Raw genomic sequence first — 13,158 nt, forward strand, 5'->3', positions numbered from 1 at the left:
GAGCGCCTCCGGACAGGGCCTCTAGGCTCGGAGCACCATGGACACCACCGGCCGGGCATGAGCAGCCTCTCCGAGCGACTGACCCGCGGCTCGGCGTCGAGCCCCTCGCAGGTCGACCACGCGCGCCGGCTGGTGGCCGACTGGCAGCTGCTCGCGGATCTCGCCTTCGCCGACCTGACCCTCTGGGTGCCCCTGCCGTCCGGCGCCTGGTGGTGCGTGGCGCAGGTCCGCCCGCTGACCGCGCCCACGAGCCGGCCCGAGGACCTGGTCGGCAGCGAGGTCTCCGGGGAGCCCGCCGAGCCCTTCCTGACGGCCCACCGCGAGGGGCGACCGGTCACCGAGGGCGAGCCCGACTGGTCCGGCCCGGCCCCGCGCCGCCGCGAGGTGATCCCGGTCCGACACGACGGCGTGCCGGTCGCGGTGCTGGCGAAGGACACCAACCTGGCGGTGACCCGCTCCCCGTCCACGCTGGAGCTGACCTACCTCGACATCGCCGCGGAACTCTGCCTCATGGTGTCGGCGGGGACCTTCCCGCCGCAGAAGCCGCAGGACGCCGAGATGAGCCCTCGCGTGGGCGACGGCCTCGTGCGCCTCGACGGGAGCGGACGGGCCACCTACGCCAGCCCCAACGCGCTGTCGGCCTACCGCCGGATCGGGGTGCCGGGCGACGTCGTGGGCGCCGACCTCGCCGAGCTCACGCGGGGTGCCTCCGCCGACCGGGTGGCCGGCGAGGCGCTGGCCGCGGGGATCGCCGCCGCCGTCGCCGGCCGGTTCCCCGACCCCATGGACGTCGAGGGCCCGACCGCCACGATGCTGGTCCGCGCGCTGCCGCTGCAGGCGCCGGGTGGCGAGGCCGGTGCGCTGGTGCTGGTACGGGACGTCACCGACGTGCGGCGGCGGGACCGCGCGCTGCTCACCAAGGACGCCACCATCCGGGAGATCCACCACCGGGTGAAGAACAACCTGCAGACCGTCGCCGCGCTGCTGCGGCTCCAGGCGCGCCGGATGACGGAGCCGGCGGCGCGGGCGGCGCTGGAGGAGTCGGTGCGGCGGGTGTCCTCCATCGCGGTGGTCCACGAGACGCTGGCCGGCAGCCGGGAGGACGTCGTCGACGTGGACGACGTCCTCGACCAGGTCCTGCCCATGCTCGGGGACCTCACCTCGGTCGGGCCGGCCGCCCGGACGCGCCGCACCGGCTCGTTCGGCGAGCTGCCGGCGGCCGCGGCGACCCCGCTGGTCCTCGCGGTGACCGAGCTGCTGCACAACGCCGCCGAGCACGCGTTCCCCGAGGGGCCGGGCACCATCGAGCTGGTCGTCGAGCGCAACGGGAACGACCTGGTGGTCCGGGTCCGGGACGACGGCCAGGGACTCCCGGAGGGGTTCGATCCCGCGGGCAGCGACAGGCTCGGGCTGCAGATCGTCCGCACGCTGGTCACCAGCGAGCTCGGGGGCACGCTCTCGATGGGCGCACCCGACGGCCGGCCCGGCACGGAGGCCGTCCTGGACCTCCCGGGCGCCGGGCTTCCCCGCCGCTGAGACGCGCCGAGGCCGGTCCGGGGAGATCCCGGACCGGCCTCGAGGCGATCAATGGTCGTGCACGCGCCGCGGACGGGTCCGCGGGCGGGTGGTGCTCCGGCTCAGGCGGTGTGCACCCGGGTGCGAGCCTGACGGCGCTTGAGGGCGCGTCGCTCGTCCTCGGACAGCCCACCCCAGACGCCGGAGTCCTGACCGGACCGCAGGGCCCAGTCCAGGCACGACTGCGTCACGGGGCAGCGGCGGCACACGGCCTTGGCCTGCTCGATCTGCACGACTGCCGGGCCGGTCGTCCCGATCGGGAAGAACAGCTCCGGATCCTCGTCCCGGCAGAGCGCGCGGTGGCGCCAGTCCATGGCGGTGTTCTCCTCGGTGTCGTCTACGGTTGGTCCATCAGTCGCCGGCCTCGGACCGCGGTGCAGGGCCGACACCGGTTGCCCAGCGCTTTGGCTCAGCGACTACTTGCTTTGTTACCGGCAAGTTGCGTTCTCACGCGATGTTTTCACGAGAAAGACGCCTGTCAAGCAGATCGAGGCCGTCGTTCGACCCCTCGTGAGCAAGCTCACCACGGGCGTGGTAGGCCCGCCACTCGACGGAACCACTCGCCGGTGCCGATCGTTGACAACACCTGCCCGCCGTGCGTGAGTGGGCCACCCCTCGGAGGCCCGCGCCGAGCATGCGAGGCGAGGGGGTGCTCCTCCGTCAGGAGACGACGCGCAGCGCCCCGGGCACGTGCCGGAGCCGCAGCCCGATCGCCGTCCCGAGGTGGTCGCCGTCGACCTGCCAGCCCTGCGGGCGGACGGCGGTCAGCGAGAGCTCCTCGAGGTCGTGCCACCGGTGCACGCCGCGGCCGCGGGCATCGGGCTCGCGGGAGAGGGCCTGGCGCAGGGTGTGCAGCATCCGCAGCGGACCCATGCGGCCCAGCGCGAAGACGTCCAGCCCGGTGTCGAACGACGCCTCCGGCGACGGGTTCACCGGGCGGGCGCCGAGGTAGGTCCACGGGCTCACGTTCGACACCAGGCAGAGGAAGAGCTCCTCGAGGTCCGGGTGCCCGGGCAGCTGCAGGGTCACGGCCGGACGACGCCGCTCCCGGCCGACCAGGAAGGCGGTGGTCGCCTCCTTCACGTACAGCGCGCCGGTGGAGCGGCGACCGGCCGCCCGCCGGGCCTCCACCCGGGCGAGCACCTCGGCGTCGAAGCCCAGGCCGGCGGTGAAGACGAACCAGCGCGGATCGGTCCAGTCCTGGTGTGCGCCGGCGTCGGCCGTGGCCACCGCAGCGGCGTGCTCCGGCCGGACGCCGCTGACCGGGGCGGTGCTGGTGCCGGTGGCGCTGGCGGTGCCCAGGGAGACCAGGCGGGTCCGCCCGGCCCGCAGTGACGCCAGGATCTCCGCCGTCGCCTCCACCGGGTCGCGGGAACGGCCGAGGGCGCGGGAGAAGACGTTGGTCGAGCCGCCGGGGACGACGGCGAGCACCGGCAGGTGCGGCGCCGGACCGTCCGTGAGCAGGCCGTTGACCACCTCGTTCACCGTGCCGTCCCCGCCCACGGAGACGACCACGTCCATGCCGTCGGCCACCGCCTCGCGGCCGAGCTCGCGGGCGTGCCCGCGGTGGGCGGTCTCCACGATGTCGAGCTTGAGCTCGCTGGCGAGGGCGCCGACCAGGACGTCGCGCATCTTGGCGCTGGTGGTCGTCGCCGCCGGGTTGACCACCACGAGCGCACGCATGCCCGCCAGGCTAGCCACGGGCGGCGCGGACCCGAGGGAGGACCGGTTCCCGGCGGCCGTGGACGGGCGGGGCGGGCGCGTAATCTCGCGGCCGTGACCGAGCCGAGCGGTGTGCCGCCCCAGCCCTCCCGCCGCGGGCTCGACCGGCTCTTCGGCGCCGCCGCCGAGCCGTCGGCCCCGAGGCCGCCACGCCCCGTGGTCGAGGCGCCGCAGGCCCTCCGCTGGGCCGCGCTGGTGGTCGGTGTCCAGGCGGCCGCCGTCGGGATCGGTGCCGTGGCCTGGCTGTGGCTGACCCTGACCAGTTCCCCGGACAGCGTGCCCCGCGCGCTCGCCGAGGTGGTTCTCCTCGCCCTCGTGGCCGTCGGGCTGGGCGCCGCGGCGCGCGGGCTGTCGCGGGTCGCGGGCTGGGCGCGCGGCCCGGTGATCGCGGCCCAGATCTTCTTCGGCCTCTCGGGGTTCGTGGCGGCGTTCGAGGCGGAGCGCCCGCTGATCGGCGTCCCGGTCCTGCTGCTGGTCGCGACCGAGCTCTACCTGCTCGCCACCCCCGAGGCCCGGCTGGCCTACCTCGAGCGCTGAGGAGGAGGACCCCGTCAGGCCCCGCCCCCTGCAGGCCTCCGGCCCCCTTCAGGGTCCCGCCCGGCCCCCTGCAGGGGGCCGCCACGAGCGTGCGGGTGGTGGGGGGCAGGGGGTTTTTCTCAGATCAGGTCGATGACGTCGGCGATCGAGTCGAGGATCCGGCCGGGGCGGAACGGGAAGCGCGCGACGTCGGACGCCGCGGTGGAGCCCGACAGCACCAGCACGGTCTCGAGCCCCGCCTCGATGCCGGCCACGACGTCGGTGTCCATCCGGTCACCGATCATGATCGTGGACTCCGAGTGCGCGTCGATCCGGTTCATCGCGCTGCGGAACATCATCGGGTTCGGCTTGCCGACGAAGTAGGGCTCCGCACCGGTCGCCCGGGTGATCATGGCCGCGACCGACCCGGTCGCCGGGAGGGGACCCTCGGGCGAGGGGCCGGTGACGTCGGGGTTGGTGGCGATGAAGCGCGCGCCCCGGCCGACCAGCCGGATCGCCCGGGTGATGGCCTCGAAGGAGTAGGTGCGCGTCTCGCCGAGGACCACGTAGTCGGGGTCGGTGTCGGTCATGACGTAGCCGACCTCGTGCAGCGCGGTGGTCAGGCCCGCCTCGCCGATGACGAAGGCGGAGCCGCCCGGGAGCTGCGTCCGCAGGAAGTCCGCCGTCGCCAGCGCGGAGGTCCAGATCGCCTCCTCCGGCACGTGCAGGCCGGTGCGGGCCAGCCGGGCGGCGAGGTCGCGCGGGGTGAAGATGGAGTTGTTCGTGAGCACCAGGAAGCGCCGCTGCTTGGCGACCAGCCGCTCCAGGAACTCCGCGGCGCCGGGCAGCGCCTTCTCCTCGTGGACGAGCACGCCGTCCATGTCGGTGAGCCAGCACTCGGCGGGGGCGCGTTCGATCGTCACGGCGATCACGCTAGTGGTCGCGGGCGGCTTCCCACGGCGGGACGGGGGGAGGACCGGCGATTCCGCTACCGGGCGGCGAAGGAGGTCAGGGCGTCGTCGGTGAGCCGGAAGACGCTCCACCCGTCCATGGGGACGGCGCCGGCCGCCCGGTAGAACTCGATCGACGGGGTGTTCCAGTCGAGCACCGACCACTCCAGCCGCGAGTAGCCGCGCTCGACGCAGACCGCGGCCAGGGTCTGCAGCAGCTCCTTGCCGAGCCCGTGCCCGCGGTGCTGCGGCCGGACGTAGAGGTCCTCGAGGTAGATGCCGTGGGTGCCCCGCCAGGTGGAGAAGTTCAGGAACCACAGGGCGATCCCGACCACCTGCCCCTCGCGCTCGGCCACGTGCCCGAACAGGGCGGGGGAGTCGCCGAACAGGCATGCGGTGAGCTGGTCCTCGGTCAGCCGGACCTCGTTCAGCGCCTTCTCGTACTCGGCGAGCTCCCGGACGAGCCCGACCGCGGCGGGGACGTCGTCGGGCCGGGCGGGGCGCACGCTCACGAGAGGGTCTCCTTCAGCCGGTCGGGCAGGAGCCTGCCCAGCGGGGCCACGATCGGGACGAGGATCGGGGCGAACAGGTACCCGTAGGCCAGGAACATGCCGGTGAGGACCGGCCACAGCGCGAACCCGACCACGAGCAGCAGCGCCGTGGCGACGAGCCCGTAGGGCCGGCCGCTCTTCGGGCTGACCAGGGACCGGAACGAGCGGAACCGGATGTTGGTGACCATGAGCACGGCGGGCACCAGCACGATGAGCAGCACCCACAGCCGGTCCCGGCCCTGCATGGAGTCGCCGAAGGCGAAGACCGATGCCAGCACGACGCCGGCCGCCCCGGGGCTGGGCAGGCCGATGAAGTACCGCTTGTCGGCGGTCGGGTCGATGGTGGTGTTGAACCTGGCCAGGCGGATCGCCGCGCAGGCCACCCAGACGAAGCAGACCACCCAGCCCAGCGGGTCCCACTGGTCCTGCCCCTGGGAGAAGAGGGTGAACGCCAGCAGTGCCGGCGCCAGGCCGAAGGACACCAGGTCGGCGAGGGAGTCGAACTGCAGGCCGAAGGGGGTGACGGCGCCCACCAGCCGGGCCACGGCGCCGTCGGTGATGTCGAAGACCACCGACAGCCCGAGCAGCACGGCGGCGAGCTCGTACTGCCCGCGGATCGACACCAGGATGGCGAAGAAGCCGCAGAACATGTTGCCGAGCGTGAAGAGGCTGGGCAGCGTCGCGAGGGCCCGTCGGCGGGTGCCGCGGACCGAGCCGCGGACGAACTCCACGGTCACGGTGCGCCGTGTCGGTGGCATGGCGTGGCCCGCTCAGCCGGCCGCGGGCCAGCGCGCGATGACGGTCTCGCCGCCCCGCACCCGCTGTCCCTTCGACACCGTCACCGTGCACTCCGGTGGTACGAACACGTCCATCCGCGAGCCGAACTTCATCAGACCCATGCGCTCACCGGTGGCCAGGCGCTGCCCGGGGCCGGTGCGCGTCACGATGCGCCGGGCGAGCACGCCCACGATCTGCCGGAAGACCACGGTGCGGGGCTCGGGACCGTCGGTGTCGCGCAGCCAGAGCTCGCTGCGCTCGTTCCGGTGCGCGGACTCCTTGCGGTAGGCGGCCAGGAAGCTGCCCTTGCGGTAGGAGCTCTCCACGACCTCCCCACGGTACGGCGAGCGGTTCACGTGCACGTCCACGACGGAGAGGAAGACGCTCACCTGCTGCCACTCGCCCCCAGGCGCGACCCCCTCCTGCGGCGCCCCGGCGACCATCACCACGCCGTCGGCGGGGGAGAGGACGTCGTCCGGATCGGGCGGCACGACGTCGCACCGCCGGTCGGGGTCGCGGAAGAAGAGGGCCATGTAGGCGGAGAGGGCCAGGAACGGCCAGACCGCCCACCGGCGTCGGGCCGCGCCCAGAGCGGCCGCGGGGAGCAGGGGTCCGGTGATGAAAGGCCACCCGGCCCGGTCGATGCGCATGGTGTCCGAACGGTACCGGCCCGCGTGCGGAGGCCTCCGCACGTCCGGGGTCAGGCGGGTGCCGAGGCGCGGTCGGGGTCGGCACCGAACTCGGTGCTGCGCCCACGCGGCGGGCCGCCGTACCAGTCGAGGCAGACCATCGTGGCGTCGTCCTTCAGGTCGCCCCCGGTGGCCCTGAGGACCGCCGCACCCAGCTCGTGGACGACCTCCCGGGGGTGCAGGTCGGCGCTGGCGGCCAGGGCGGCGGCGACGTCCAGGGCGGCGGCATTGCGCTCGAGCATGCCGTCGGTGAGGAACACGATCCGGTCCCCGGGTTCGAGTGGGAACGGCTGCACCTGGAAGTCCTTGCCCGGGAGGACGCCGAACGGCGCCTCGACCGCCAGTTCGATCTCCTCGACCTTTCCGTTGCGCAGCCGCAGGGGAAGGGTGTGGCCGGCGTTGACGATCTGCGCGACGCCGGTGCTCAGTTCGAGCCGGAGGAGCTGCCCGGTCACGAACTGACCGATGGTGCTGCTCTCGGCGAGCGAGTCGTTGGCGTACTGGGCCTGAGCGGCCAGGTCGAGCCCCTTCCGGCGCCCGTTCCGGAGCGCGCCGACCAGGAGGGTGGCCAGGAGCGCCGCCTCGACCTGGTGCCCCACGGCATCGGTGATCGACACCTGCAGGCAGTCGCGGTCCAGCGTGTAGTCGAAGGTGTCGCCGCCGACCGAGCTGGCCGGCTCCAGCCAGCCGGCCAGGGTGAACTGCCCCGCCTCGCAGGTGTAGGAGGCGGGTAGGAGACGCCGCTGGATCTCGGCCGCGAGCTCGAAGGGTGCCGAGCGCTGTCCCCATTCGAAGACGTCGGTGTGCCGGCGGGCGGCGATGACGACGTACGCGAGCGCGTGCGCGGCGCTGCTGATGTCGATGACCTCGTCGGCGGAGGGATAGCGCGGCAGCACCAGTTCGAGCAGGCCGATCGCGTCGCCGCGGTCGGTCACCGGCACGATCATCCGGGCGCCGTCGCCGACGGCCTCGACGTCCGCCTGCTGGGTGCGGAGGACCTGCTCGTAGGAGGTCCCGGGCAGTGGCACCGTCTCCGCCTGCTCCACGCCGTGGCCGCGTGCTCCCTCGACCTGACCGGCCGAGGTCAGGCGGACCACGGCCCGCCCGCTGAAATCCGCGATGAGGAGCGTCACCGCCGACGCGTCCACCATGTCGCCCAGCTCGGCCGCGACGGCCTCCACGGCGTCGATCGGGGCCGCCGCCTCCACCGTGTGGAGCAGCGCGCCGACGTCGATCACGGGGACTCCTGCCTGCCGCGTCGGGACGACCTCGTTCGTCCTCGGTGCGTGCTCCATGCCCTGCCCCTCCCGGTAAAGAACGTGCCGTTCACCACGGGGCTCCGCCGGTCCGGCAGCTGCCACGGGGCAGCCGCCGGACGGGCGGACGGCGCCGGCCGACGAGGTGTCGACCGGCGCCGTCCGAGGGCGTGCAGGGGATCAGGCGGCGGCCTTGGTCTCCCAGAAGATCTTGTCGATCTCCGCGATGAGGTCCAGCAGCTTCTGGCCCTCGGCCGGGTCCATGCTGCCCTTGCCACCGGCCGCGCCGGCCTGCTTGGTGGCCTTGTTGAACAGCTCGTGCAGCTGCGGGTACTTCTCGAAGTGCGGCGGCTTGAAGTAGTCGGTCCACAGCACCCACAGGTGGTGCTTGACCAGCTCCGCCCGCTGCTCCTTGATCAGGATCGCGCGGGTCCGGAAGACCGGGTCCTCGTTGCCCTGGTACTTCTCCTGGATGGCCTTGACCGACTCCGCTTCGATGCGGGCCTGGGCCGGGTCGTACACGCCGCAGGGGAGGTCGCAGTGCGCGGTGGCCTCCACGGCGGAGAACATGCGGGTGAGACGCATGGATGTGCCTCCGGATCTCGTGGGGTTGTGTCCTCTGCGACCCTACTCGCGGTGATCGACGACGACAGTGCGAGCGGCGGGCCGCCCGTGGCCGCCCTCCCCAGCCGCTGGGCGATGGCCCGGGTGAGCGGTCCGTCGATGTCGCCCACCGTGCGGCACGGGGACCGGCTGCTCGTCCGCCGCGTCCGGCACGGGGCCGGGGTCGCCCCCGGGACCGTCGTCCTCGCCCGGTTCCCGTCCCGGCCGGAGCTGCTCGTGGTCAAGCGGGTGCGCCGGGCGGTCCCCGGCGGGCACTGGGTGGAGGGCGACAACGCGTTCGTGGCGGACGACAGCCGGGCCTTCGGGCCGGCGACCGTGGTGGGCCGCGTCGTCGCACGGATGTGGCCTCGTCCGGGGCGCCTGCCGGGTCCGCCGCCCGGCTGAGCGGAACGCCCTGACCGAGGAGCCGGCCGAGGCCGCCGTTTACCCTCGGCGCCCATGGGTGGCAACTCCACGGGTGCGCACACGGCCGACCGCTTCGCCGACGACCCGGCCTTCGCCGTCCACGAGGGCGGCAAGCTCTCGGTGACGCCGACCCGGTCGATCGACTCCATCGCCGACCTGGCCCTCACCTACACGCCCGGGGTGGCCCGCGTCTCCAGCGCCATCGCCGCGGAGCCCGAGCTCGCCCGGCGGTTCACCTGGGCGCCCCGTGTGGTCGCGGTGGTCTCCGACGGCACGGCGGTGCTCGGTCTGGGGAACATCGGCCCGGTCGCCTCCCTGCCGGTCATGGAGGGGAAGGCCTGCCTGTTCAAGGACTTCGGCGGGCTGGACGCCGTCCCGATCGTGCTGGGCACCACCGACGTCGACGCGATCGTCGAGACCGTGGTCGCCATGGCGCCGTCCTTCGGCGGCATCAACCTCGAGGACATCAGCGCGCCGCGGTGCTTCGAGGTCGAGGCCCGGCTGCGCGAGCGGCTGACCATCCCGGTCATGCACGACGACCAGCACGGGACGGCGATCGTCGTCCTGGCCGCGCTGCGCAACGCGGCCCGGGTGGTCGGCCGCCCGCTCGCGGACCTGCGGGTGGTCGTCGCCGGGGCCGGCGCGGCGGGCGTGGCGTGCACGAAGATCCTGCTCGAGGCGGGGGTCGGTGACATCGCCGTCGCCGACTCGCAGGCCGTCCTGCACGGCGGCCGCACCGGCCTGACGCCGACCAAGCAGTGGCTGGTCGAGCAGACGAACAGCGCCGGGTACGCGGGCACGATGATCGGGGCCCTGGAGGGCGCCGACGTCTACATCGGACTGTCGGGCGGGTCGGTGCCGGAGTCTGCGATCGCCTCGATGGCACCCGGCTGCATCGTCTTCTCCCTGGCCAACCCCACGCCGGAGGTCGACCCGGAGATGGCCGCGCGGTACGCCGCCGTGGTGGCCACCGGCCGCAGCGACCTGGCCAACCAGATCAACAACGTGCTCGCCTTCCCGGGCATCTTCCGGGGCGCCATCGACGCCGGCGCCACGGCCATCACCGAGGGGATGAAGCTGGCCGCGGCCGCGGCGATCGCCGGTGTGGTCGGCGACGAGGTCCGGGCCGACTACATCGTCCCCAGCCCGCTCGACCGCCGGGTGGCCACCGCCGTCGCCGAGGCCGTCGCGGCCCGCGCCCGGGACGAGGGCATCACCCGCTGAGGAAGGACCCCCTCCTTCCCACCCCTCGCTGGCTCGGGGCGGTGCCCTGGAGGGGCCCCGGGAACGGATCAGGGCCGGTAGACGAGGTCCAGGACCCCGGCGAGCAGGCGTTCGGCGACCGGCCGGGGCAGCGCGGCCACCAGGGCGTGCACCGGCGCCATCCGCCCGGGCAGCCGCCCGCCGCCCACCCCGGCCAGCTCCAGCAGCCCGTCCACCTCGGCGACCGTGAGCGCCCGGGGGTCGATCGCCGCCGCGGCCGCCACCAGCCCGGGGTCGGCGACCGGCCGGGGGAGCGCCTCGGCGGCGCGGGCCGCGTCGGCGAGGTCGGCCAGCAGCGCGTCCACGCGCCCCGCGGTCGCGCCGGTGACCGTCAGGTGCAGCGTGGCGGGCAGGTCGCCCCCGTCCTGGGCGAACGGCGGCTGGGGCTGCAGCAGCCAGCCGCGGGCGGCCATCTCGTCGGCCAGGTTCAGCACGTCGACGCCGGCCGGCCCGTCCTGGGCGACCGCGACCAGGGTGCTGACCGGATCGCCGACCACCCGCAGGCCCTCGATCCGGCCGATCCCCGCGGCCAGTGCGCGCGTGGCCTCGTGCGCCTGCCGGGCCAGCTGCCGGTAACCGTCGGTGCCGAGCCAGCGGTGCACCGCCCAGGCCGCGGCCATGGGGCCGGCCGGCCGGGTGCCGGCCAGCGTCGGGTTCACCACCGGGTAGCCCGGCCAGCCGGCGGTGGCGAACCAGTGCTCCTGGCGCAGCTCCGGGTCACCGGTGAGCAGCACCGAGACCCCCTTGGGTGCGTAGCCGTACTTGTGCAGGTCGACCGAGAGCGACGTGACCCCGGGCACGGACAGGTCGAAGGGCTCCGGGACGTCGTCCAGGAACGGCAGGACCCAGCCCCCGATGCACGCGTCGACGTGGCAGGGCACCCCGGCGGCCGCGGCCAGAGCGGCCACCTCGCCGATCGGGTCGAGGACGCCGTGCGGATAGGACGGTGCGCTGGCCACCACCAGCGCCGTCCGCTCGTCCAGCAGGCCGGCCACGGCGGAGGGGGCGGCCCGGCAGGTGACCGGGTCCACCGGGACGTCGGCGATCTCGAGGTCGAAGAGGTGGGCGGCCTTGCGGAAGGCGGCGTGCGCGGTGACCGGGAGGAGCAGCCGGGGGCGGCCGGCCCCGCCCCGCCTCCGCCACCGCTCCCGGGCGGCGAGCACCGCCAGCAGGCAGCTCTCGGTGCCGCCGCTGGTCAGCGTGCCCACGGTCGTGCCGTCGCCACCCAGGAGCGCGGCGGCGGCGCCCACCAGGTCGTTCTCGATCCGGGCGACGCTGGGGAAGGCGGTCGGGTCGAGGGCGTTGGTCCACTGGAAGGCGCCCTGCGCGGCCGCCGCGAGCTGCTCGATCTCCGCGCGGCCGGAGTCGTAGACGTAGGCCATCGTGGCGCCGCCGTGGGTGGGCAGGTCACCGGCCTGCAGCGCGGTGAGCTCGGTGAGGACGTCGTCGGGGGTCACGCGCGGATCGTCTCCTGGTCGGCGGGCTCGAGCCGGTAGCGGGCCAGCACGGGCAGGCTGGCGAGCACGAACAGCGCCGGGAGGACGCTGAACCCCAGCCGGACGGCGAGGACGGCAGGGTCGGACTGGGCGACGACCACGTCGCCGGTGGACGAGACGTACCCGGCGACGGCGAGCAACAGGCCGAGCAGACCCGGCCCGATCGCCAGGCCCAGGGTCTCGGCCGCCGTCCAGACGCCGGTGAAGACACCTGCGCGGCGTTCCCCCGAGGAGCCTTCGTCCGCGGCGATCACGTCGGGGAGCATGGACAGCGGGAACATCTGCATCCCCGCGTACCCCAGGCCGACGAGGACCACCAGCGGCAGCGCGACCGCCGTGCCACCCGAGGGCACCACCACCAGCAGCGCGGCGCCCGCGACGAACAGCGCCGAGGCGGCGAGCAGCCCGGTCCGCTTGCCGAGCCGGCGGCTGACCCGCAGCCACAGCGGCATGACCAGGATGGCCGGCCCGACGAGGGCGCCGAACAGCAGCGTGCCGGCGGCCTCGTCGCCGAGCACCTGGCGGGAGTAGTAGGGGACCCCGGCCAGCATCACGCCGATGCCCAGTGCCTGGACGACGAAGCCGACCAGGAGCACGCGGAACGGCCGCGACGCCCACGCCAGGCGCAGGGTGGCCCCGAGGCGCCCTTCGCTGCGCACCCGCGTCAGCGTCGGCGCCCGCCGGGTGCCGGCGACCGCGCCGAGCATGCCCAGCGCCAGCAGCACCGCCACGAAGACCGCCATCGCCAGGTAGCCGCTGCGGCCGTCCCCGAACGCATCGACGACGGCCGGTGCGCCCGCGCCGGCCAGCAGGATGCCGAGGGCGAGCGCGGCCACCCGCCAGGACATCAGGGTCGACCGCTCGCCGGGGTCGTCGGTGATCTCGGCGGGCTGGGCCACGTAGGGCACCTGGAAGCAGCCGTACGCCGTGGCGGCCAGCAGGAAGGTGACGGCGACCCACACCGCCGCCAGGCCCGGGGGAGCGCCGGGGCCGGCGAAGACCAGCACGAACAGCAGCGGCAGGGTGAGCCCACCGGCCAGCATCCACGGACGGCGGGGACCCCAGCGGCTCTGCGTGCGGTCCGAGCGGCTGCCGATCCACGGGTTGAGGACGACGTCCCACGCCTTGGGCAGGAACACCACGAGCCCGGCGATCCCGGCGGCCACTCCCAGCACGTCGGTCAGGTAGTAGAGGAGCAGCAGGCCGGGCACCGTGCCGAAGGCCGCCGTCCCGATGGAGCCCATGGCGTAGCCGACGTGCGTGCCCCGGGTGAGCCGGGGGCCTGGCGAGACGGCGGTCACAAGATCGGCACCGTACCGGCGCGCTTCGCGCCG

At 74.4% G+C, this 13,158-nt stretch carries 14 protein-coding genes; 4 read left to right on the top strand and 10 right to left on the bottom strand.

Translation table 11 applies throughout. The features are described from left to right. The first annotated feature begins 57 nt into the window (after nt 1-57). Nucleotides 58-1,536 carry a sensor histidine kinase gene (locus BM142_RS07960; protein WP_092196252.1) on the top strand — a complete coding sequence of 493 codons (1,479 nt, stop codon included), beginning with the start codon at nt 58-60 and terminating at the stop codon, nt 1,534-1,536. A 101-nt stretch (nt 1,537-1,637) separates the two neighbouring features. Here BM142_RS07960 and BM142_RS07965 read toward each other — a convergent pair whose 3' ends face one another. After that, on the bottom strand, nt 1,638-1,889 hold the full coding sequence (locus tag BM142_RS07965; RefSeq protein WP_092196253.1) for a WhiB family transcriptional regulator: 252 nt from the start codon (nt 1,887-1,889) through the stop codon (nt 1,638-1,640). Between the two features lie 346 nt (nt 1,890-2,235). After that, the gene (locus BM142_RS07970; protein WP_092196254.1) at nt 2,236-3,258 is read right to left on the bottom strand and encodes a diacylglycerol/lipid kinase family protein; all 1,023 of its coding nucleotides are present in this window, start codon (nt 3,256-3,258) and stop codon (nt 2,236-2,238) included. A 93-nt stretch (nt 3,259-3,351) separates the two neighbouring features. Between BM142_RS07970 and BM142_RS07975 the strand changes: the two genes are divergently transcribed. Next, nucleotides 3,352-3,834, top strand: coding sequence for a hypothetical protein (locus tag BM142_RS07975; RefSeq protein ID WP_092196255.1), 483 nt, complete (start codon nt 3,352-3,354; stop codon nt 3,832-3,834). A gap of 119 nt (nt 3,835-3,953) precedes the next feature. On the opposite strand, the gene BM142_RS07980 is transcribed toward BM142_RS07975, so the two are convergent. From BM142_RS07980 to sodN, 6 genes are all read right to left on the bottom strand, one after another. Next, nucleotides 3,954-4,736, bottom strand: a complete 783-nt coding sequence (locus tag BM142_RS07980) for an HAD-IIA family hydrolase (RefSeq protein ID WP_254790645.1) — start codon at nt 4,734-4,736, stop codon at nt 3,954-3,956. A 65-nt stretch (nt 4,737-4,801) separates the two neighbouring features. Further along, nucleotides 4,802-5,275, bottom strand: a complete 474-nt coding sequence (locus BM142_RS07985) for a GNAT family N-acetyltransferase (protein WP_092196256.1) — start codon at nt 5,273-5,275, stop codon at nt 4,802-4,804. Continuing rightward, a complete protein-coding gene (gene pssA / locus BM142_RS07990; protein WP_254790646.1) occupies nt 5,272-6,051 on the bottom strand; it encodes a CDP-diacylglycerol--serine O-phosphatidyltransferase in 780 nt (259 codons plus the stop codon). Before pssA ends, BM142_RS07985 begins: the two co-directional genes overlap by 4 nt. A 33-nt stretch (nt 6,052-6,084) precedes the next feature. After that, nucleotides 6,085-6,741 (bottom strand): phosphatidylserine decarboxylase, encoded by a 657-nt coding sequence (locus BM142_RS07995; RefSeq protein ID WP_092196258.1) that lies wholly within the window; start codon nt 6,739-6,741, stop codon nt 6,085-6,087. Nucleotides 6,742-6,791: 50 nt separating this feature from the next. Further along, on the bottom strand, nt 6,792-8,018 hold the full coding sequence (locus tag BM142_RS08000) for a PP2C family protein-serine/threonine phosphatase (protein WP_254790648.1): 1,227 nt from the start codon (nt 8,016-8,018) through the stop codon (nt 6,792-6,794). Nucleotides 8,019-8,216: 198 nt separating this feature from the next. Further along, nucleotides 8,217-8,621: a superoxide dismutase, Ni gene (sodN, locus tag BM142_RS08005; protein ID WP_092196260.1), complete on the bottom strand. Its 405-nt coding sequence runs from the start codon at nt 8,619-8,621 to the stop codon at nt 8,217-8,219. 51 nt (nt 8,622-8,672) lie between these two features. Here sodN and BM142_RS08010 point away from each other — a divergent pair, with 51 nt between their 5' ends. Both BM142_RS08010 and BM142_RS08015 read left to right on the top strand, forming a co-directional pair. Beyond that, on the top strand, nt 8,673-9,044 hold the full coding sequence (locus BM142_RS08010) for a S26 family signal peptidase (RefSeq protein ID WP_254790649.1): 372 nt from the start codon (nt 8,673-8,675) through the stop codon (nt 9,042-9,044). 54 nt (nt 9,045-9,098) lie between these two features. After that, nucleotides 9,099-10,289 carry an NAD(P)-dependent malic enzyme gene (locus BM142_RS08015; protein ID WP_092196261.1) on the top strand — a complete coding sequence of 397 codons (1,191 nt, stop codon included), beginning with the start codon at nt 9,099-9,101 and terminating at the stop codon, nt 10,287-10,289. A 68-nt stretch (nt 10,290-10,357) separates the two neighbouring features. Here the strand turns inward: BM142_RS08015 and BM142_RS08020 are convergent, their stop codons facing one another. Both BM142_RS08020 and BM142_RS08025 read right to left on the bottom strand, forming a co-directional pair. Continuing rightward, complete coding sequence (locus BM142_RS08020) at nt 10,358-11,785, bottom strand: pyridoxal phosphate-dependent decarboxylase family protein (protein ID WP_092196262.1); 1,428 nt, start codon at nt 11,783-11,785, stop codon at nt 10,358-10,360. Next, complete coding sequence (locus BM142_RS08025) at nt 11,782-13,125, bottom strand: MFS transporter (protein ID WP_092196263.1); 1,344 nt, start codon at nt 13,123-13,125, stop codon at nt 11,782-11,784. The genes BM142_RS08020 and BM142_RS08025 overlap by 4 nt, the downstream gene beginning before the upstream one ends. Nucleotides 13,126-13,158 lie beyond the last annotated feature (33 nt).

This window comes from Blastococcus tunisiensis, assembly GCF_900112815.1.
Lineage (GTDB): Bacteria > Actinomycetota > Actinomycetes > Mycobacteriales > Geodermatophilaceae > Blastococcus_B > Blastococcus_B tunisiensis.

Coding starts and splice junctions, on each gene's coding strand:
- BM142_RS07960 (WP_092196252.1), top strand. CDS start 58: ATGAGCAGCCTCTCCGAGCGACTGACCCGCGGCTCGGCGTCGAGCCCC.
- BM142_RS07965 (WP_092196253.1), bottom strand. CDS start 1,889: ATGGACTGGCGCCACCGCGCGCTCTGCCGGGACGAGGATCCGGAGCTG.
- BM142_RS07970 (WP_092196254.1), bottom strand. CDS start 3,258: ATGCGTGCGCTCGTGGTGGTCAACCCGGCGGCGACGACCACCAGCGCC.
- BM142_RS07995 (WP_092196258.1), bottom strand. CDS start 6,741: ATGCGCATCGACCGGGCCGGGTGGCCTTTCATCACCGGACCCCTGCTC.
- sodN (WP_092196260.1), bottom strand. CDS start 8,621: ATGCGTCTCACCCGCATGTTCTCCGCCGTGGAGGCCACCGCGCACTGC.
- BM142_RS08015 (WP_092196261.1), top strand. CDS start 9,099: ATGGGTGGCAACTCCACGGGTGCGCACACGGCCGACCGCTTCGCCGAC.